The sequence below is a fragment of the Cupriavidus sp. GW823-FHT07A04 genome (assembly GCF_058794615.1).
The window spans coordinates 290,241-309,785 of sequence record NZ_JBXAHA010000012.1 but is presented as its reverse complement, the minus strand read 5'-3'; the positions used below and the strand labels follow the sequence as shown (position 1 = coordinate 309,785).

The window sequence follows — 19,545 nt, the reverse complement described above, 5'->3', positions numbered from 1 at the left end:
CTGACGAACAGGGTGTTCAAGGCGAAGGAGCCTGAGGCAGTCATGGCGCCAGGCGGGATCGGAGTGGCGGAACTGGCAGCCGAGAATGAGAGTATGCACAGGGAACTGGCCCAAACGAAGCTGCTGTACGACGCAATCTAACATGTGCAACATTCTGAGGCTTTGATAGCCTTATCTGGCCTATCGTTCGTCGACTTGGCCCACCGCTATTGGGCCAAAGTACACACACCACAATTCCTCTTCCGTGGCCGCCAGTCTAACTGGTTTCGCCGTAGAGCAAGCGCCCCACATATGACTTTCTCTGCCTTGTAGCTCAAGCCACTGCTGCTCACCTTGTGAGGTTTCAATATAGCTCGCGTATTCCATCTTCGGCAACCGCCTCGGATACGCTCGACTCGACTCTGCGGAGCAGCCTTGCAGCGTGCTCTGGTTCAGCGCTGCGTTCGGCCTTTGCTCGTTTGTAGAAACGCTGGAACTCATCCATCCGCCTCTGCTGCACCCTCAGCGTAGCCGCCGCCGGTTGCGCCGTGGCACGCTTGAGCGTGCGATGCATCCGCTCGTGTCGCCCATTCAGCTCCGGGTGTCTGCGTACAATGCGCTCCGGCACGATCCCCAGCTTCAGCCACCAGATTGACCGCCGCGAAAACCCGCCACAGCTTGTGCTCAAAAAGGGCACTCCGTTGTCCGTGCGCAGCCGGTCCGGCAATCCATAGCGACAGAACAAGCGTTCGAGCGCCGCCTGCGTCCGCGCCAGTTGCGTATCGTATCGACGCTGGCAACTCAGCAGATAGCGGCTAGCATGATTCATCACCGTCAGCGAATGACACCACCGGTCATCCCCAGTCAGAAACTGGCCGCGCCCGCCGTGGCACAATCCGTCCCGCCTGCTTCAGCACGTTGTAAATGGTCGTTCGCGAGGACACCTCTTCAGCCCTGAAGCGTGCCTTCCCCAGGGCATGAGACTCGAATCGAAGAACTAACCGCAAGGCAAGTCGCTGCTATGTACCATAGCCCGCAGCACAGATCGGCTGTATCCGTTGTTGACAGGACACCCGCGCCGCTACATCCGTCCTTCAAATTGGTCATCAACTGCTCTACCCTGGTCATACACCTCCTGTCTCAGGCTGTTGTTTCCATACTTCGAACACTCCTCTCCCAGGTTAAGTCAGTTAGGCCGAATAGGCATTTGACTTGCAGCAACACGCCGACGAGACTAGCTCTATAGCGAGTAGAGAAGCTCATGATCCGATCCCATAAAATAACGTCATGACGCTACTCTCCACGTTCGCCACTGCCTTGCGGTTAGGAGACCCGCCGTCTGATGCAGTGCAACAGGCGTTTCGGATTTGACGCTTTCTATTTTTATTATCGGCGAGGCATCCCTTATCCGGTCGAGCTTTCGCTTACGCCCGAAAGTGGGACCGAGCTCTGCTCATTCAGCCAGGAATTGCAATGAATAGGTTTCTTTCTAAAAGAGATTTCATGAAGGATCTCGGTGGGCTCGCGCTTGCGGCGAGTGCCCTAGCCGCCCCTGCAGTTGTCCGAGCTCAGCAATCCAATCGATTGCGCATCGCCGTAGGCTTCGGCCTACCCAATCTTCCGGTGCGGGTAGCGCAGCAGCAGGGCTTTTTCGCTGCCCATGCGGCGAAGCTTGGCATTGTGGGATTCAAAGTGGAGCTTGTCCAACTCAGCGGCCAGAACCCTATCATTGACTCGCTCCTATCGAACCAGATCGACATGTGCATTTCCGGACCGGCCGGCATGCTAATCGCTTGGGACCGCACGCGCGGTACCAGTCGAGAGATTAATGGATTCAGCGGACTGTCAAACAACGAGTGTACGCTGCTCACAGTGGATCAGCGGATCAAGTCTATCGCTGACTTTGGTCCCAATGACAAGATCGCAATGCCTTCAACCGCCAATACGCAGGCATTCATTTTGAAGATGGCCTGCGCGAAGCAGTTCGGCGACCCGTCTCGGCTGGATAAGAACATGATCAGCCTCCCGCATCCCGACGCTGTCAACGGCATGCTGCGCGGTGGTATCGTCGCGGCCCATTTCGCCTCGCCGCCCTACGTGCAAATCATCGAAGCGGACCCACGCGCTCGCAAGTTGCTTACGTCCACCGAAGTCTTCGGAGGCCCATCTAGCTTCGTGATCGCTGCTGGTACCCGTACCTTCGCGAACGCCAACCCAAAGCTCGTGCAGGTTTTCTTGGGTGCCATCCAGGACGCGATTTTCTTCATTAAGAGCAAGTCTTCTGAAGCGGCCTCACTTTTTCTAACTCTTGAACCAACGAAAATTTTATCCCAGCCGGATTTTCAGAAAATTCTTGATGATCCGAACCAAGGATATTCAATAAACGCGTTGGGAATTATGACTTACGCCAGCTTCATGAAGAAGGTCGGGGTGCTTAGGAATGAGCTGAAGAGCATCAACGACTTCATGATCCCAGCTTCACATGCGCTGGGGAATACCTAAATGGAGACATACATGGAAATGCCAGATACACTCCTCAGGGTTGATGGAATAACGCTACAGTACAAGACGCGTGCATCACTCGTTACCGCAGCCTATCGGGTGGGGTTCAAGGTTCTTAAAGGTGATCGATTCGTACTGCTCGGACCTTCCGGATGTGGCAAGTCGACCATCCTCAAAGCGGTCGGCGGCTACGTGCGACCGGTAGAGGGCTCAATCCAACTACGCGGTCGTCCGATCAATGGCCCGGGCCCGGACAGGATGATGGTATTCCAAGAATTTGACCAACTTCTGCCATGGAAGACCGTCTTGGAGAATGTCATGTTCAGCATGATCGAAAGCGGTAAGTTTCCTAAAGAGGAGGCACGCCGACGCGCGCTCTCGATCATCGAGCGCGTAGGTCTTTCCCGCGCCACAAACGCCTATCCGCATATGCTCTCAGGCGGCATGAAGCAGCGAGTTGGCATCGCCCGCGCCATCGCGCTTGAGCCGGATATGCTGCTAATGGACGAACCGTTCGCTGCTCTGGATGCCCTTACTAGGCGCCAGATGCAGGATGAGTTGCTCCAACTCTGGAACGACAAGCAGTTCACTATGCTTTTCGTCACGCATTCAATTGAGGAAGCTATTGTCCTTGGTAGCCGTGTACTCGTACTTAGTCCCCACCCTGGACAGGTCCGCGCCGAGCTTGATTGCAGCCAGTTTGATCATTCCCACATCGGCGGATCCGATTTTCAGGATCTGCATCAAAATATCTCAAGGCTTCTTTTTGGCTCGAGAGCTACCGCTGAAGGTGAGGTTTTCCATGACTAAGAATGTTTTCAGCGCCGAATGGATCCGTCCGGATATCGAATTTGAGACACTTCCCGTTTCCCACGTTGGTGACGTGGAGCAGCGACTTGGCCTATTTGAACGAACCTGGAACAAAGGCTGGGTGCGGCGTACAGCTTTCCTCTCTCTGCTCGCCATGATTTGGCAACTTTATGCTCTGTGGCTCGACAATCCGCTGGCTTTTCCGCCTCTGAGTGAAACGGCCGCGGTGTTCTTCAACGATATAGCCACAAGGGAACTACCCTTGCGCCTCGCCACGACCCTGCAAATCCTGACTGGTGGTTATGTTGTCGGCCTCGCCATCGCCATCGCACTGACGACCGTCGCCGTCTCGTTTCGTTTTGGCACAGACATTCTAATCACATTGACGGCAATGTTTAATCCGCTGCCTGCCATTGCGCTTCTACCGCTTGCGCTCATTTGGTTCGGCCTCGGTGTTCCAAGCCTCATCTTCGTCATTACTCACTCGGTACTTTGGGCGGTCGCTCTTAATGTTCATTCCGGCTTTCTAGGCGTGAGCATGACGCAGCGTATGGTTGGTCAAAACGTTGGTCTCCATGGTATTCGCTACGTATTTAAGATACTGGTTCCTGCAGCCTTTCCAGCAATTCTTTCCGGTCTTAAGATTGGTTGGGCATTTGCATGGCGCACTCTCATTGCCGCAGAACTACTATTTGGCGTTTCTTCAAGTTCTGGAGGCCTCGGCTGGTACATCTTTCAAGCGCGTACCGTAATGGAAACGCCTCGCGTCTTCGCCGGTCTACTTACCGTGATCCTGGTGGGTCTGTTGATCGAGGGCGTGATCTTTCGCGCTATTGAAAATCGGACTGTTCGTCGGTGGGGCATGCAGGCCTGACTAAGGGTTATACCCGGCGCCCGGCAACATTTTCCCTACATTAATTCTGCGAGGGAGTTGCAAGCAACTTCCTCCTGGGTATCTTTAATTGGCTCATAGAGCTTTGACACCTCCTTTTCCCGCGCATCCGCGGGCGATGGCTTCGTACTGCTGGAATGTTATTCGAATCGACTTTCCTACGTTTCCTCGCCCTCAACGCACTCGCAACTGATCCATTCTGAGATTCAGCTTGGCAAGATTTTTTTTCTATGCCGGGCATTACGAGGCCATCCGGCGGGAACTCGTGGTCTCCTCCGTCAAACGCGATTGCCGTTCATTGTTTGGCGGATTGTGGGGGCTATATATGCCCCCATTTTTTTATTGCTGTGTCGCCAACGTGTGAAATTGATTGTCGGCAGAAATCGGAGGCAAGAAGTATGTACGCCAGCATGCCAAAGCGTCTTCGTTCTCTTCTTTTCTTTCCTGCCGAGCGAGAGTGACAGAAAGCTCCATGCATCGTTGAGGTCTGGATCGGATGGCTTGATATTCGACCTTGAGGACGCCGTTCCAGAGCATGGTAAAGACAGGGAACGGCGAAAGTCGCTTGAATTCCTTCAACAAGTCCGTAAATCCATGGACGCTGCTTTGCTCGTGCGCGTCAATAGTCTTGGCTCCGGTCATCTCTTTCAAGATCTGGCGGCGATAATACCGCATCGACCCCATGTGGTTGTGCTGCCGAAGTGCCGTAGCGTGTAAGACGTCAATAGGCTTTGCGATTTCCTGACCACATTCGAGGTCACCCTGCTGGACAACACGTGGGAAGCCGCCATCATAGTCATGGCAACCGAGTCGTCCGAGAGCGTATTTCGGCTAGGCCTGTATCGACCAATAAGCTCCGCCTTTAGACGTGACCGCAGCAAACGCCGGTGCCGTTCGCCTTTGACGAAACGTGCTTTCGGAAAACCCAGTTTGCCTGATTGATCGATCGCTGGCATCGTTGGAGTGCGTGCCAGACGGGTGAACGGCCAGCCATTATCGATAGCAGTTCTACAGAGACAAACAACGATGCACAACAATCTGCCACAGCGCCTCCGCTCCCTGCTCTTCGTTCCGGCAGATAGTGACCGCAAACTGGTTGCATCGCTGAAATCCGGGGCCGACGGGTTAGTATTCGATCTTGAAGACGCCGTGCCGGAACATGGAAAGGATGATGCGCGGGACAGACTGGTGTCCTTCCTAGAGCAGAATCGAGCGTCGATGGCGCCTGCCTTGCTGGTACGCGTCAATGGGTTGGCGTCGGGCCATATCCTGCGAGACCTGGCCGCGGTGGTTCCCCATCGGCCAAACGCGATCGTGCTGCCCAAGTGCAGGAGCGTTAGCGATGTCCATCGGCTTTGCGATTTTCTTGCCGCCTTTGAAAGCGCGCTGTTGTCCGACAGTTGGGAAGTCGCCATCATCGCAATGGCGACGGAGTCATCCGAAGGCGTGTTCGGCCTGTCGTCTTATCGCAATGCGCCTATGCGGCTGCGGGCGCTGATGTGGGGGGTAGATGATCTCGCCGCCGACCTTGGCGCTTTTTCGTCGCACGTCGGAAAGGAACTCACCGCACCGTTTTCCGTGGCACGGACGATGTGTCTGCTGGCGGCCGCGCAGGCGGGCATCGATGCCGTCGACGCGGTCACCACCAGCCTGACCGACCCCGCGCAGATCGGACAAGAGGCCGCACAGGCGAAGCGCGATGGTTTTACCGCCAAGGCGGCAGCACATCCCGATCATATCGCCCCGATTAACCAGGCCTTCATACCGCAGGAAGAGGAAGTGCGTTGGGCCAGACATGTGGTCGAAGCATTCTCCAAAGTTGGTGCTTCGGGCGTGGCAAGGCTGGGCAACGCGATGATCGACCGCCCGCATCTGCGCCTTGCACATCGAATCTTGTCCCACGTGGAGGCTTCGGAGTAGTTCAGCGCTCGTGAGAGCGAACGCTGTTTCGGCATGGAAAATCGCCTCTCTCGTCTGCGCAGCGGAGATGTACGGAACATGCCCAAGCGCGACGTTAGTGGAAGGATTTCTCACCGCCATACCATCCGTATCGGCTGGCACCCACCGGTCGGCGAGGTACGGCGGCGGCGACAGTGAGGATCACTGCAGCGCTCGATCGCCACCGATTCGGTGGGACGCGATGGAAGAATCGCGGACAGGTTGGATTGCACTTCAATGAATTACAGCCTTTGCGCGTGCAACCCGCGCTGCAGCCCACGGTCAACTTCTTCCAGCGTACTCACCCGCTCCGCCTCCACACCGACGGAGCGGGCAGTCCTGACGAAGTCCGGAGTGCTCAGCGTCGTACCGACCTGTCGACCCGGATACGCTTTGTCTTGGTGGACGCGACCGCTCCCTTGGTGCACGGCTTCTCGCAGGCCTTCATGCCTTCTCGGCATGGGCCACTCGGACCGTTGTGATGATTTCCGGATGCTGATCACGATTCCGCGCGAGTACCACCTGCTCGATGATGGCGAAACCCAACGGCGCAGCAAGTTCGCGTTCAACCGATGATGGAGTGCCATTGCGGCAATCGATATGGCCGGCTGCATCCAGTCCTGAACAGCCTTGACCGTAAGCGGCCAGCGAACCCGTCTTGACTGTGACAATCGCAGCGGCTAGGTGACGCTGGTAGCCGGCTTCCAACGATGTGGTAGCAATTCGGCGATGCTGCTGGCGCGGTGCGTTGGTAGCCGTGTGATCACGTCTTTCAGATAGGCGTACGGATCGTGACCATTGAGCTGCGCCGAGCGCACCAAACTCACGATTGCCGCGGCACGCTGTCCCGCACGCAAGGAGCCGGCGAACAGCCCGTTCGAGCGCTCATTACGAGCAGGACAACGGGCGGCCGCGGTCATGAGCTTGGTGCGCTCGGCGCAGTTGAACGGACTGGATCCACATGCGTACCTGACGGACGTGCTGACCAGACTGCCGACCCAGCGCGCTAGCGCCATCGGTGAGCTACTGCCGCACCGTTGGACGCCTGCCGCCTCCTGAGACCATACACCGTCAAGACGGCTTCGCCAGCCGCTTACTGTCCGCTTCCAGCCAGATCAGAATGCCCTCTGAAGTATCGAGTGCCACGGCAAGTCGGTCGCGTTCTACAGCGACAAGGCCAGCATCTTTCGGGTCAAAGCCAAAGGTGTCACGACTGGGCGGGACCATACGCAGTTGGGGCGCGTGCTGATCAGGTCAACGCGCTGGCCGCGCGGAAAGAGTGATCCAGGTGCTTGGTTCCACATGGCAGACAGCCAGATTGTTCAGGAAATCAATCATGAGTACAAAGTTCATGCAGATGAACGGGCATCGCCGGCGCATCCGCATGGCGTGCAGCGCTTCCCGCTGAAAGTGCTGCGCGGGCATTTGAGGATCGTCGCATCTTCGGCAAGGCGCGACGGGGTGAACTGACGCCGCCCCTGACCGGATGTCCCATATGCGCGCCGCAGTAGTCCAAGGCCTGACGCAGCACCGTATCGACACTGCGAAGCGAAATGCGGTGGCGCTCCGCCACTTCCTGACGGCTCAATCCCTCCACCCGCAGGTTCATCAGAATGCCACGATGGCGATGCGGCAGGCTCTCCAGCACGCCATCGAGCACTTTAAGGTTGGCGCGCAGTTCTACCATGACGTCGAGTCTCTGCGATGGGTCCGTCAACTGTTCCAGTTCCGTCGCGGCATCGCTGACGAAGGACCACGGCCGCCGCTGACGCAGCCGGTCCGTAGCCAGGTTGCACGCCACGCGGTACACGTAGGCCTCCGGGCTCAGGAGCGTGGCCACGGCACGCATGTCTTCCAAACGCAGCCAGGCATCATGCAGGCACTCGCCGGCCAGATCGGGACAGCCAAGATGCCGAAGCAGGCGACGGCGCAGGCGATCGTAATTCTCGACCAGCACGTCGCGGAGGACAACATGGCGGGCTCCGTCCATCATCGGTCTTGCTGCAGACGCCGGCGTTCATCGTCGGTCAGGCGCGAGAGCACGTCGGGAGTGAAGTTGCGTCCATGCCCAACGTATTGCACCCTATTCTTCGGATCGTAAGACGAGATATCCGACTGCAAGCCGGGGCGTGCCGGTACATTGGCTCCGCCACCTTCGACGGGCGCCTGCACCTCGTTGCCCGCATCGAGCGTCCGTACCGTGAAGATCGACGGCAAGGCCTGTCGTGCCGCCGAGCGCTCCCGTTGCACGGCGTCTTGTGCCGCGTTTGCGGCTTGCGACGATGCGGCACTCGCATTGGTCAACGCCCCAACACTCACTGCGGCCACGGTCGGGATGCCCGCCGACTCGCCCTTGATCTGGATATTGGCCGCGTTGACGACCTGAAGCGCAGCGAGATTCACGTTGCCCGACACACGGATGCCGGCCTCGCCCGCATCGATGGTGCCCAGCTGCGCGATCAGGTCCACGTCGCCGGCGGGGACTTCGGCGAGCGGTGCCAGCGTTGCGATACCCGCGCCGGAACTCGGAGCCTGCGGGGAAATCGCAACGATGCCCACGTCGTCGTAGGCCAGCTTCGGCGGTGTGAACAGTACCGTGGTCTTCGAGCCGCGTCCCGCGTTGATGTCGCCCCATTCCGACCAGGCGAAGATGCTGCCGCCGAAGGTCGTCATGATGCGGGACAGTCCCAGCAGCAGGCTGCCTTCGCTGAACAGACGGATGTCACCCCTCCCCTGCGTCATCACGCCGGAGGTGCTCGACGGCACCTGGCCCTGCACGCCGAGGACGATCTTGCCGCCCGGGGCCAGCATGTCGATGTTGCCGCCGAAATTGGTGCGCACCCCCGATCCGCCGAACATCGTGATGTCGCCGCTGCGCGCGATCTCGCGGCCGTTGGCATCCGTGTTGGGGAACAATGTGGCGATTATCTCGCGGCCGCGCAGGTATGAACCCACCCGGCTGCTGGCCGGGTTGTTGTACTCGCGGCCGCCTTCGCGCAGCTCAGCGTAGTACACCTCGCGCAGGAAGACCCGTTGCTGCTCTGGCGCCAGTCCGTCGAAATACGCCAGCGCTTCGGGGGTGCCGCCGACGAATCCGTAGCGTGCCTTCAGCCACGCGGCCAGTTCTGCTTCGTAGGTCTTGGCGGCGCGGCCCGGCTGGTCTGCCAGAGGCCGCCCGGCGTCGGCACGATTCGCCGGATCGCGATACGGGCGTTCGCGCCCAGCGTCAGCATGCCCTTCTGCGCTGTCAGGTCGACGATGGCGCGATTCGGGCTGTCGATGATCTTGCCGTAACTGTCCACCCGCAATCCCGAGCCGTGAGCATCGAGCGTACCGTTGATGGTCAAATCCCCCTTCGCTGCCAGACGGATCGTGCCGACCTGTGCGCCGGCGGCGTCGATATGGCCGTCCACTGTCAGGTTGCCCCCGTCCACGACAATGGCGTCCACACCGACGCCAACGACGTCTCGGTCGTTTCTGCCGGCCGCGACATCCTCTATGCCAATTTCGAGGTCGCAGGCCGCGGCACGCTGGAAGTCTCCGCCGGCAGCAACCTGCTGCAGGAAGATCGCGGCGGCATCACGTCCATCGGGCCGATCGTGCCTGGCGACACACGCCCTGGCGCCGCCATCGCCTTGATGGCGGACGCCGGCGCCTCGGGCCTGGACATGTCGGCGATCCGCGCGCGCTACCTCGCACGAGGCGCGCATCTGTCGTCGTGCCGCTGGCCTGCGCATAGTGCTCCTGCCCCAGCACGATGGATCGGGCACCGATGTCGAGCCTGCCGTCGCCCAATGCGCCCGCCATGGCGGCACCCGGCACGGCGTCCGAGCCCGTCCAGATGAACTCCCCCGCGCGAATCGATGCCACGTCACCCGCCGTGTCATAGCCATAGATGGCAGGGGTGCCGAGCACCAGCCGATTGAGGCTGGATGCATCGAGGCTGGTCGTGCCGTAGATGTTGCCATCGAGCTTGGCTGCAAGGGCGTTGGCTTCCAGACAGCCATTGGACACAAACCTGCTCAAGTGCGCCCCTGACCCCGACGAGGGAGACCGCCGGCAGGCGATAGAAGAGATGCTGGACGCCCACTATCCGCGCTATGCCCGCCTCAAGCGCAACCCGCATCGCGCATGAACACGTCGGCAGCTCCAATCTTCCCCCTGCCATCGCAAAGGCGGGCATCAATCGTCGGACGCACTCGGTTACAGCACCGCCACGCGCATGCGCTATCTGATGCTGCTGGACCGGCCGAGCCGACATCCTTTGACGGTGGCATTTAATGCTGGCGGTTAATTGCAAGAATCCGACGATTTCCTCAAATCCCTCTCGCGATTGCGTCGAACAGGCTCCTTACGTGCGAGCTGACGTGCGTCGACGGCGATTAATCCCACGCCCGATCCCTGCCCCGCCCTTGTTCGTACGCCTTAGCCTCTTGTGCCGCATGAGATGCCGCCTGCTCGAGGAGAGGCACGTGCTCCTTAGGAACGACCAGCATCGTCAAACCCAAGCCGTCTAGAGCGCGGAGAACATAGTCAAGGTGAACACCCTTCCCGTTCTCTAGCTTCGACAGCATACCCACGGAAACCCCACACGTTCGGGCGGCCTGATCGATTGGTAGGCACTGGGCAGCGCGAGTCGCGCGCACTCTATCCCCAAGATGGGAGCTCATCTTGATCGCGGCGCGGGATGGCAAGGTTGAATCTGGCAATGGTCGTGGCATATCGAGTTCAAGAAGATCAGAGCCGCGAGACAAACAGCCCTATCGTTATTTCACGAAAGTGAAATTATATCGGAGAACGTCCGCTCTCGCGCCAGTGCGAACGAATGCGAGAGCTTGATGCTGCGACGCCGTCGTTCCACCCCCGAACAAGCGTTACCGCGAGAGAAGCGCACACGACTGGTTGAGGAGCCGCAACGCTCATCCAGCGGGGTCCGCCAGGGCGGATGCGTGGCCGCCCGAAATATGATGCAGGTACCGAGCACGAAGTCGGCGACACGCGTAGCAAGGCCTCGCCTGTCGGTGCGCGGAACCGCAAGCAGGCTGGTCGGCGCATTTGACCTCGCCGGGAACCGCGACCTTGACTTCCGGCAGGCCCCTGTAGATTGGATCTACGTTCACCACGTAGGTCACCTGATGTCAGCGCATCCCACCCAGCTCAACCTCTTTGATGAAATTGTCCGCGCGGCCGTCGCTCGCCCGTTGGTCCTCATGGCGTGCTCTACCACGAAACTCGATCGCCCTGCTCCGGCCATGGGCCTGTACCGCGGCGTCATGTATGAGACCTTCCGCGCTCACGTACAGGCGGATGCGCAGCCCGATGTGATCATTCTCTCCGCGCAACACGGCTTCATTCGGCCAGACGCGGAGATTGCCCCCTACGATGTCCGCATGACTGCGGATCGCTCGGCAGCCATGATTTCCGATCTGCCCACCGCGATGGCCGGTGCGGCTTGGCCTGACCAGGTTGGCCCCGTGTTCCTCGCCGGCGGCGTGCACTACCGTCGTGTGATGCGTGCTGCGGTCGAGCGGCTTGCAAACATGGGGATCCAGCGCTTGCCAACGATCATGGAAGCCAGCGGCGGCATCGGCATGCAGCGCTCGCAGTTGGGCCGGTATCTCGATAGCCTCGCCGTACAGCTTTCCGAGGAGATCGGGCGTCATCCCAACGACCAACCCTACTTTCGCCGCGCCGGCCAATTCGCCATGAACGATCGCGTTATACATTCCTATCGGCACCTGCCAGGTATCCCGCCCAGATGGGCGACCATCAAGGGCCTGTTTCAAGGGCTCTGCGGTATCACTGCCGAGGTCGACGTCGAGGAAGTAACAGGAAACCGCTCTCATATCGTTTCCCGTTGGGTCGGCCTGCAGAATCTCCAGCCAAACCTATGACAGTCATTAACCTGCAGTTGGAAGCCAACACCCTCGCTGCACTCGGAAGCCCCTCTCAAACGGGACCCTATATGGAAATTGCCACAGCATTTCCCCTAAACGCCTACAGCTCAGCCGGGATACAGGGGTCATAGCACGCTATCGTTATTCGGAAGCCTGTGCTTATCCGATGTAACCGTTTCCAGGCTGCGCTCCAGCAAGGTCAAGTCATCACGAAGCAACTGAAGAATCGCCGACGGCCCTGGGGAACTCAACTTGCGGTTGGCCGGAAGTTCGACCGAACTCAGGGCCATGTCTGCGATCTGTGCGGCTACATCTTCCATAGACACCTGTCCTTCGGGATTGAACCACCACGCAGTCCAATTGCACATTCCGATAATGGAGAACGCTGCAACCCTGGCGTCGACGACTCGGAATTTTCCTTGGTCAATACCGAATTCGATGGCGTGCCGAAACTGTTCGAGGACAGCACGGCGGGATTGTTCTGCGAGTTTGCGCTGCTTCGAAGGCAGATTGTGTTCATTGCGCTCTACAACCCGGAATTGCAAAGGGTGGGTCAAAATCAGCGTGGCATGACGCAAGACCAGATGTCGAAGGATGCCAGACGGTGTTCGCATTTCTTCCGGCACGGCTTCGGTTGCAAGGTGCGCAGCCGTACGCGTTACCGACGTCGTCAGTTCTTCCAGGATGCCTTCCTTGCTCTTGAAGTAGTAGTACAACGCCGGACGGCTAACCCCTAATGCATCAGCGATGTCATTCAACCCGGTGCCATCGAAGCCGCGTTCGATGAAGAGACGAGTTGCCACCTCCAGAATCGAGTCCCGCTGTGCGTCGCTCTTGGTCTGTGTCTTAGCCATGGGTATCCAGATTTTTTTGACGCATGCGTCGAGAAGCCCTACACGATAAAGCATACGCCGGGTTGGGCGCCACTCTCGCGCCGCTTGGTCGGGTTATCAGTGCACTAGACGTGGATTATTAGACACTTTATGCGCTATCGACGAAAAGTTTACTCTCGCGTCGAAAAATGGACTATTCTGTAAAAAAACGGAGTAGACGATGACAAGTTCCCAGACGCCCCGCACAGCCATGGCTGCGGCCTCGGGGCCCATTGCAGGCTTTCTGAATACAGACTGGAACCCCCGGGATGTCCCGCCGGGTACTGTTACGCGCAATGTCGTCTTACGCACCGAAGACGGTGCAGCAACGGGCGGCTCGCTCTATGCGATGGGCCAGCCTGACACGGTGGTGTGCATCATGCACCCGCGGGAATTCATGGCCTGCCACTACCTGATTCCTGACATTGTCGAAGCGGGCTACGCTGCATGGTCCCAGTCGCCGCGCTCCGTGGGTAACGACCAACGGCTGGAGCACGAGTTTGCGCTTTACGATGTAGCGGCTGGTGTGCGTTTCCTACGCGAAGCAGGTTTTCGCCGTATCGTGCTGCTGGGCAACTCCGGGGGTAGTGGTCTGTATAGCCTCTATGTGCAGCAGTCCAATGCCGCGCCGGACGCTCGTATCGCAAGAACACCAGGCGGCCGACCAACAAAGCTTGCAACCGCTTTACTGCCGGCAGTGGACGGCTTTGTGTTTGTCGCACCGCATCCTGGACAAGGCGCATTACTGCAGGGTTGTATTGACCCCGCGGTGACAGACGAGAGGGATCCCCTCTCAGTTGACCCGGAGCTCGATGCATTTTCGGCAGCAAATGGCTCCGCGCCCTCTCCTCAGTCCTCGACATATCAGCCTAGTTTTGTTGCACGTTACCGCGCCGCCCAAGCTGCCCGCGTCCAGCGAATCGACGAGCTAGCCAAGTTGATGATCGCCGAGCGCATGGACGCCCGCGATCAGGTGAAACGGAATCCTGCAACCGTCAGTGAAGCGGTGAGGAGGCGCGCTGCCCATACGCAACTGTTCACCGTCTGGCGCACCGATGCAGATCTGCGTTGCTTTGATCTCTCGCTGGACCCCTCCGATCGTAGGTATGGATCGTTGTGGGGCTCGGATCCGTACGCCTCCAACTATGGTTCGGTCGGCTTTGGCCGGGTCTGCTCGCCCGAGGCGTGGTTGTCCACTTGGTCAGGACAAGCATCGAATGCGGCACTTTCCCTAACCGCGCCCTCCATACACCAGCCGACTCTGCTGATCGAATACACCGCAGACCAAGCGTGTTTTCCGACGGTGGTTGCCGACATCTTCAACAGCATTGGTACGACGCAAAAGCAACACCGGCGCGTTCGTGGCGACCATCACGGCCGCTCGCTGGCCAAGGGGGAAGAACCAGGCCGCTACGTGGCAGGCCGTCTGCTGCAGGACTGGCTGCGCGAAACCTTCTCGCACTAACGCAATCGACCCAGTTTGATTTGGAGACACAACGATGCATGCAAACACCTCCCCGCAGGATGCTGCCCAACTGCGCTTGCACGGGGTTGATCACACTGCCCGGCCTACGTGGCGACTGAAGGAAACGGTGACGTTCTATCGTGACGTGCTCGGGCTTCCACTGATCCACACCATCTCGGCGCGCGGCTGGGGTCCGGCCACGCATCCGGACTTCCTGCACTTCTTCTTCGACAGTGGCAATGGCAGCACCATTGCGTTCTTCTACTATTTGGGCAGTAACGAACCAGAAGCGCTTGAAGGTCGCGCTGCTCGTGCGCCGTTCCCGGACGACCATGTTTTTGACGCCACCCACACAGCTTGGCTGGTCGACACGCAGGAAGAACTATTGGCGTGGAAAGCACGACTCGAGGCTCGCGGGGTTGTAGTGTCGGCTGAAACAGCTCACGAGGTCATCGAATCGATCTACTTCCGCGATCCGAACGGATACTTCATCGAGATCACGCGCAAACTGCGACCACTCGAGCCATTGGACACACGCGACGCCAATGCAACGTTGACTGCCGCAATCCAGCTCGAGGATGAAGCACGCGCCAAGCAATCGCGCGTGACCTCGATCGACGACATCTGGGTGAGGAAAGCTGAAATCCTTGGCTGCAGCCTGGAGCTTTCCCAGGGGGAATGTCAAGCATGAGCAAGCCCGTCCTGCGCATCTTTGTCCTCAACGTTCCCGAGTTCGCGTCACTCAAAGAAGCGGCCCGCGGAATGCCTGCATGCCAGATCAGCAATGTCGGCGACTATACGGTGATCTCAGCGAGCGAGCCTCTCGAATTTGGTCGGCGCGCGCTGGGCCTGAAGCCCGCAGTGTGGTATGGCCTCTTTACCGGAGGAATCGACGGCACGATCGAAGAGTTTGGCCGAGACACCGTGCGCATTGCACCACGTCGTCGTCGCGAATCAGTGTGACGGCAGAGGCAAACATGACACTCAAGCATTTCCCCATCGAAGGCGTCGCATACTGTGGCGACGCCGACGCGAAAAAATATGTCGCAAGTGGAGCGTGGATAGACGACACACTTGGAAACGCACTGCGCAAGGTGGCGCTGCGCGCGCCAGACCGCCTCGCTTTCATCAGCGATGAACGATCCATTACGTTCCGGGAACTCGACGAGCAAAGTGAGCGACTCGGTGCTGCGCTGCATCTGCTGGGCCTGAATCCCGGCGATCGGGCCATCTTCCAGATGGGCACCACGATCGAAACGGTCGTTGCACTGATGGCCTGCTACAAGGCAGGCGTAGTTCCGGTTTGTGCGGTCCCGCAATACCGTGAAGTGGAGATCGGTCACCTCTCCGATCAGTCCGAGCCGCGTGCGTATTTCGTTCAAGCTGACTTCAGTGCTTTCGACCTATGCGAGTTCGCGCGCACGATGGCGCAACGCCATCTGTCATTGCAGCATCTGGTCGTGGCGCGGGGCGAACCGAGCACCGACCAGGGGACGCACAAGGAACATGGTCTAAACGCCCTGATAGAAGCGGTTCCCTATGCAAAAGCCCGGGAAGTGCTAGCCGAGGTGTTGATTGGTAGCGGCGATGTACTGAGCTTCCAACTCTCTGGCGGCACTACCGGCGTGCCCAAGATCATTCCGCGCTTTCACGCGGAGTACATCGGTCACGCCCTGGCTTGCATGCGCCTGCTCGGGCAGACCGAACACAGTCGGGCTATCTGGTCACTGCCTCTCCTGCACAATGCCGGCCAAGTCTATGTGTTCGTCCCGGTTATCGCCGCAGGCATGTCCGCGGTGCTCATGCCGCGGGTGGACATCCCCCGGATGCTTGACCTAATTGAGCTTCATCGCGTCACGCATGGCATGTCGGTCGGACCTGTTGCACCGCAGATGATCGCATATACGGACGTCCGCAAGCATGATCTGTCATCACTCGAGCTATTCGGCACGATGACCCGATCGGGTGCTCTCGAGACTCACCTCGGTGTACCGTGTTTTAACCTGTATGGCACCACCGAAGGATTGCTATTGGGCGCTGGAGCAAAGCTTCCCGCTGCGGTCCGACACCAAACACAAGGCCTTTCTGGTTGTCAGGACGATGAGATTCGCGTGCTGGTGCCAGGCACCGATGACGCTCAGACGCCGGGCACACCGGGTGAACTCTGCTTCCGTGGCCCGTCGACTCTACGCGGGTACTTCAAGGCCTCCGAAGCGACGGCCCAAACCGTAACTGCAGACGGCTTCGTCCGTTCGAGCGATCTGGTCACAGAGCACTTCATTGAAGGCATTCGCTGCTTCGCTTTTGAAGGCCGCCTTCGCGACAATGTCAATCGTGGTGGCGAAAAGATCGGTTCCGAAGAGGTCGAGGCTTTTGTAAGTCGACACCCTGCTGTTGCCGACGCCAAGCTTGTCCCGATGCCGGATCCTGTGTACGGAGAAAAGGGGTGCGTGTACCTCATCCTGCGGGCAGATCATGAGGCCCCAACCCTGTTAGAACTAGCTGCATTCCTGGTTGAACAGGGGTTGGCCAAGTTCAAATGCCCTGAACGCATTGAAGTGGTTGATGAATTTCCGGTTACCCGTGTGGGCAAGGTCGACAAGAGCGCGCTCCGGACGATGATCGCCCGCAAGCTCGAGCAGGAAGCCGAGCCTCGCGCAGTTGCAAGGACGTCCGCATGACAAGCACTGAATTCGTACTGAACTGTGTGCCACTCTCAGTCCGTCGTCGCGTCAAATGGGGGGAATGCGACCCTGCGGGCGTGGTCTACACGCCGACCTTCTCAGAGTACGCGATCTCAGCGGCCGAACTGTTCTATGAATACCTTTTCGATGGACGTCCGCAGCGGACCAAGGACGAGCTCGGATTCGGAACGCCCACCCGTGCCTTGGAGTTCGATTTTCGCCGTTCATTGTGGCCCGATGAATTGTTTGACATTGAGGTATCGGTCGAATCCATCGGCTCCCGCACCTACACCCTCGCTATGACAGCGCGCATGAGCGAGGGAGGAGCGATCGCTTTCGTTGCTCGACTGACACCAATCTGTGTTCGTCGAGGGACACGCGAAGGGATTCCACTTCCTGCAGCTCTTAGGCTGGCACTGCAAGAGTATCAGCGTGCCTGCCGGGAGGCCTCATCCACCGAACAGATTGCGAAGGCTTAATAATGACCACCCGCACCTACCGCATCGGGCAGATCGTGCCCAGTTCCAACACCACGATGGAAACCGAGATCCCGGCGATGCTCCGCGCGCGGGAAGAGATTCTGCCAGAACGTTTCACCTTCCATTCCAGCCGGATGCGCATGCATCGCGTGGTACGAGAAGAGCTGGAAGCCATGAATCGTGAAGGCCTGCGTTGTGCTGCCGAGCTTGCGGACGCGCGCGTCGACGTGATGAGTACCGCCTGCCTTGTTGCGATCATGGCAATGGGTCCAGGCTATCACCGTCAAGTGGAGCAGGACCTTCTGCGCATAGCACGCGAGAATCACTGTGCAGCCCCTGTCATGACCTCGGCGGGGGCTCTCGTAGCGGGCCTGAAAGCAATGGGGGCGCGTCGCATCGCACTGATGACGCCTTATATGAAGCCATTGACCGAGGCAGTCGTCAACTACATCGAACACGAGGGCATTGAAGTCCTTGATGCAATTTCCTTCGAGATTCCGGACAACCTCGAAGTTGGACGTCGCGATCCCATGGCGCTGCTTGACGATGTGAAACGCCTGAACACCGCCGACGCCGACGCGGTCGTTTTGTCGGCGTGCGTCCAGATGCCCTCGCTCCCTGCCATCCAGGCCGCGCAGGACATGATCGGGCTGCCTGTTACTTCGACCGCTGTTTGCACGGTCCGCCAGATGCTGGAGCATCTCGGTCTTGCGGCGACCGTACCGAATGCCGGTGCTCTACTTGCCCCGAAGAGCGAAGAAGTCTCAGCCCGTTACGCCTGAATCTGCATTACAGAGGAATATTATGAATGTCGTCGTTATCGGAGGCGGGCCCGCCGGCCTCTTCCTATCCCTGTTGCTCAAACAACGGCATCCCGAAGACCGCATAGTCGTGCATGAGCGCAACCAGGCGGGTGCCACCTATGGCTGGGGTGTCGTTTTCTCCGATATTGCATTGTCCTTCCTGAAGGACGCAGACCCTGCCTTCTTCGAGAAATTCACGGCACACCATCAGCATTGCGACCATATGGAGGTCGTCCACAAAGGGGTGCCAGTCCAACTGCGCAATAACCATTTCTCGCGCACATCGCGCATCGACTTGTTGCGTGTCCTGCAGGAAGCTTGCTCGGAGGCGGGAGTCGAAATCATCTATGGCAGCAATGTCACTGATCCCTCCGAGTTCCCGGACGCTGACATTGTGGTCGCGTCTGACGGCGTCAACAGTGATGTCAGAACCCGACTTGCGGGACATTTCAAGCCAAGCTTCGATATCCGTCGTAACAAATTTGCTTGGTATGGTACTCACCACCTGTTCCATCCTGTCTCGTTGATCTTCCGCGAGACCCAGTATGGCGTCTTCATCGCGCACGCTTATCAGTACAGCGAGTCGCTGTCGACGTTCCTTGTCGAGGTGGATCCCGATACCTGGCAGCGTGCGGGACTGGATAAGGCGACGGAGGACGAAAGCCGCGCATTCTGCGAAAAGGTATTTGCCGACGACCTGGGCGGTCAGCCTCTTCTGGGCAATCGATCGAATTGGTTCCAGGCAAGCGTCGTGCAAAACGAGCATTGGTCCTATGGAAACGTAGTCCTGCTGGGCGACGCACTCCGTAGCGTGCATTTTTCCTTGGGTTCGGGAACACGCATGGCAATGCAAGACGCCATTGCTTTGTGTGATGCGGTTTGTGCCCATCGTGAGGACGTGCCTGCAGCGTTCCGAGCCTTCGAGGAAAGCCGCCGCGACGCATCCGCAAAGTTCCAGGACGCGGCACGCAGAAGTCTGGACTGGTATGAGTCTGTAGCCCAAAAGATGGAAATGGATCCAGTCGCATTCGCGTATGACTACATGCTTCGCACCGGCAGGGTTTCTTACGAAGACCTACGCAAGCGGGATCCGGAATTCATCGCGCGGGTGGAGGCCGGCGGCTTTGCCAAGCCACTAGCCGATCCGGCCGCCGCATAGCGACACAAATGGTTGGACGCGCAAGCCGCAGCATAGCGGCTGCACATCCATCACGACTAGGAGAC

General features: G+C 58.8%; 21 protein-coding genes and 2 pseudogenes. 14 read left to right on the top strand and 9 right to left on the bottom strand.

Annotated elements, in window-relative coordinates; all coding sequences use genetic code 11:
- Positions 1-343 precede the first annotated feature (343 nt).
- Complete coding sequence (locus AC1Q7Q_RS22445) at positions 344-808, bottom strand: transposase family protein (protein ID WP_492371131.1); 465 nt, start codon at positions 806-808, stop codon at positions 344-346.
- Between the two features lie 644 nt (positions 809-1,452).
- Between AC1Q7Q_RS22445 and AC1Q7Q_RS22440 the strand changes: the two genes are divergently transcribed.
- The 5 genes from AC1Q7Q_RS22440 to AC1Q7Q_RS22420 all read left to right on the top strand — a co-directional run bounded on the left by AC1Q7Q_RS22440 (position 1,453) and on the right by AC1Q7Q_RS22420 (position 6,103).
- Positions 1,453-2,481: an ABC transporter substrate-binding protein gene (locus AC1Q7Q_RS22440; protein ID WP_492387211.1), complete on the top strand. Its 1,029-nt coding sequence runs from the start codon at positions 1,453-1,455 to the stop codon at positions 2,479-2,481.
- Positions 2,482-3,291, top strand: a complete 810-nt coding sequence (locus AC1Q7Q_RS22435; RefSeq protein WP_492371129.1) for an ABC transporter ATP-binding protein — start codon at positions 2,482-2,484, stop codon at positions 3,289-3,291.
- On the top strand, positions 3,284-4,165 hold the full coding sequence (locus tag AC1Q7Q_RS22430) for an ABC transporter permease (protein WP_492371128.1): 882 nt from the start codon (positions 3,284-3,286) through the stop codon (positions 4,163-4,165). Before AC1Q7Q_RS22435 ends, AC1Q7Q_RS22430 begins: the two co-directional genes overlap by 8 nt.
- A 330-nt stretch (positions 4,166-4,495) precedes the next feature.
- Positions 4,496-4,900, top strand: coding sequence for an aldolase/citrate lyase family protein (locus AC1Q7Q_RS22425; RefSeq protein WP_492371135.1), 405 nt, complete (start codon positions 4,496-4,498; stop codon positions 4,898-4,900).
- A 309-nt stretch (positions 4,901-5,209) separates the two neighbouring features.
- Positions 5,210-6,103: an HpcH/HpaI aldolase/citrate lyase family protein gene (locus tag AC1Q7Q_RS22420; protein WP_492371127.1), complete on the top strand. Its 894-nt coding sequence runs from the start codon at positions 5,210-5,212 to the stop codon at positions 6,101-6,103.
- Between the two features lie 462 nt (positions 6,104-6,565).
- Here the strand turns inward: AC1Q7Q_RS22420 and AC1Q7Q_RS22415 are convergent, their stop codons facing one another.
- Together AC1Q7Q_RS22415 and AC1Q7Q_RS22410 are read right to left on the bottom strand one after the other, a co-directional pair.
- A complete protein-coding gene (locus tag AC1Q7Q_RS22415) occupies positions 6,566-6,829 on the bottom strand; it encodes a hypothetical protein (RefSeq protein ID WP_492371126.1) in 264 nt (87 codons plus the stop codon).
- Positions 6,802-7,005 (bottom strand): annotated as a pseudogene (locus AC1Q7Q_RS22410) (transposase domain-containing protein); the annotation flags it as partial. The pseudogene AC1Q7Q_RS22410 and the gene AC1Q7Q_RS22415, both read right to left, overlap by 28 nt.
- Between AC1Q7Q_RS22410 and AC1Q7Q_RS22405 the strand changes: the two are divergent.
- Positions 6,998-7,180 (top strand): annotated as a pseudogene (locus AC1Q7Q_RS22405) (transposase domain-containing protein); the annotation flags it as partial. The pseudogenes AC1Q7Q_RS22410 and AC1Q7Q_RS22405 overlap by 8 nt on opposite strands.
- A 271-nt stretch (positions 7,181-7,451) precedes the next feature.
- Here the strand turns inward: AC1Q7Q_RS22405 and AC1Q7Q_RS22400 are convergent.
- From AC1Q7Q_RS22400 to AC1Q7Q_RS22380, 5 genes are all read right to left on the bottom strand, one after another.
- Complete coding sequence (locus AC1Q7Q_RS22400; protein ID WP_492371125.1) at positions 7,452-8,114, bottom strand: RNA polymerase sigma factor; 663 nt, start codon at positions 8,112-8,114, stop codon at positions 7,452-7,454.
- Entirely contained in the window at positions 8,111-9,136 is a 1,026-nt protein-coding gene (locus AC1Q7Q_RS22395) for a filamentous hemagglutinin family protein (protein ID WP_492371124.1), read from the bottom strand. The genes AC1Q7Q_RS22400 and AC1Q7Q_RS22395 overlap by 4 nt, the downstream gene beginning before the upstream one ends.
- Before the next feature lie 92 nt (positions 9,137-9,228).
- Entirely contained in the window at positions 9,229-9,570 is a 342-nt protein-coding gene (locus AC1Q7Q_RS22390) for a hypothetical protein (protein WP_492371123.1), read from the bottom strand.
- A 130-nt stretch (positions 9,571-9,700) separates the two neighbouring features.
- Positions 9,701-10,135, bottom strand: a complete 435-nt coding sequence (locus AC1Q7Q_RS22385; RefSeq protein WP_492371122.1) for a hypothetical protein — start codon at positions 10,133-10,135, stop codon at positions 9,701-9,703.
- A gap of 368 nt (positions 10,136-10,503) precedes the next feature.
- Positions 10,504-10,791, bottom strand: coding sequence for a helix-turn-helix domain-containing protein (locus AC1Q7Q_RS22380; RefSeq protein WP_492371121.1), 288 nt, complete (start codon positions 10,789-10,791; stop codon positions 10,504-10,506).
- Between the two features lie 465 nt (positions 10,792-11,256).
- On the opposite strand from AC1Q7Q_RS22380, the gene AC1Q7Q_RS22375 reads away from it, so the two are divergent.
- The gene (locus AC1Q7Q_RS22375) at positions 11,257-12,015 is read left to right on the top strand and encodes a DUF6884 domain-containing protein (RefSeq protein ID WP_492371120.1); all 759 of its coding nucleotides are present in this window, start codon (positions 11,257-11,259) and stop codon (positions 12,013-12,015) included.
- A gap of 128 nt (positions 12,016-12,143) precedes the next feature.
- Here AC1Q7Q_RS22375 and AC1Q7Q_RS22370 read toward each other — a convergent pair whose 3' ends face one another.
- Positions 12,144-12,872, bottom strand: a complete 729-nt coding sequence (locus AC1Q7Q_RS22370) for a TetR/AcrR family transcriptional regulator (protein ID WP_492371119.1) — start codon at positions 12,870-12,872, stop codon at positions 12,144-12,146.
- Between the two features lie 199 nt (positions 12,873-13,071).
- On the opposite strand from AC1Q7Q_RS22370, the gene AC1Q7Q_RS22365 reads away from it, so the two are divergent.
- From AC1Q7Q_RS22365 to AC1Q7Q_RS22335, 7 genes are read left to right on the top strand one after another with little or no spacing between them, the layout of a single operon-like run.
- On the top strand, positions 13,072-14,355 hold the full coding sequence (locus AC1Q7Q_RS22365; protein WP_492371118.1) for an alpha/beta fold hydrolase: 1,284 nt from the start codon (positions 13,072-13,074) through the stop codon (positions 14,353-14,355).
- 34 nt (positions 14,356-14,389) lie between these two features.
- A complete protein-coding gene (locus AC1Q7Q_RS22360) occupies positions 14,390-15,046 on the top strand; it encodes a VOC family protein (protein ID WP_492371117.1) in 657 nt (218 codons plus the stop codon).
- On the top strand, positions 15,043-15,318 hold the full coding sequence (locus tag AC1Q7Q_RS22355; protein WP_492371116.1) for a hypothetical protein: 276 nt from the start codon (positions 15,043-15,045) through the stop codon (positions 15,316-15,318). Before AC1Q7Q_RS22360 ends, AC1Q7Q_RS22355 begins: the two co-directional genes overlap by 4 nt.
- A gap of 14 nt (positions 15,319-15,332) precedes the next feature.
- A complete protein-coding gene (locus AC1Q7Q_RS22350) occupies positions 15,333-17,036 on the top strand; it encodes an AMP-binding protein (protein WP_492371115.1) in 1,704 nt (567 codons plus the stop codon).
- Positions 17,033-17,518 (top strand): acyl-CoA thioesterase, encoded by a 486-nt coding sequence (locus AC1Q7Q_RS22345; protein WP_492371114.1) that lies wholly within the window; start codon positions 17,033-17,035, stop codon positions 17,516-17,518. Before AC1Q7Q_RS22350 ends, AC1Q7Q_RS22345 begins: the two co-directional genes overlap by 4 nt.
- A 2-nt stretch (positions 17,519-17,520) precedes the next feature.
- Positions 17,521-18,300: a maleate cis-trans isomerase family protein gene (locus AC1Q7Q_RS22340; protein ID WP_492371113.1), complete on the top strand. Its 780-nt coding sequence runs from the start codon at positions 17,521-17,523 to the stop codon at positions 18,298-18,300.
- Positions 18,301-18,322: 22 nt separating this feature from the next.
- Entirely contained in the window at positions 18,323-19,480 is a 1,158-nt protein-coding gene (locus tag AC1Q7Q_RS22335; protein ID WP_492371112.1) for an FAD-dependent monooxygenase, read from the top strand.
- Positions 19,481-19,545: the final 65 nt, after the last annotated feature.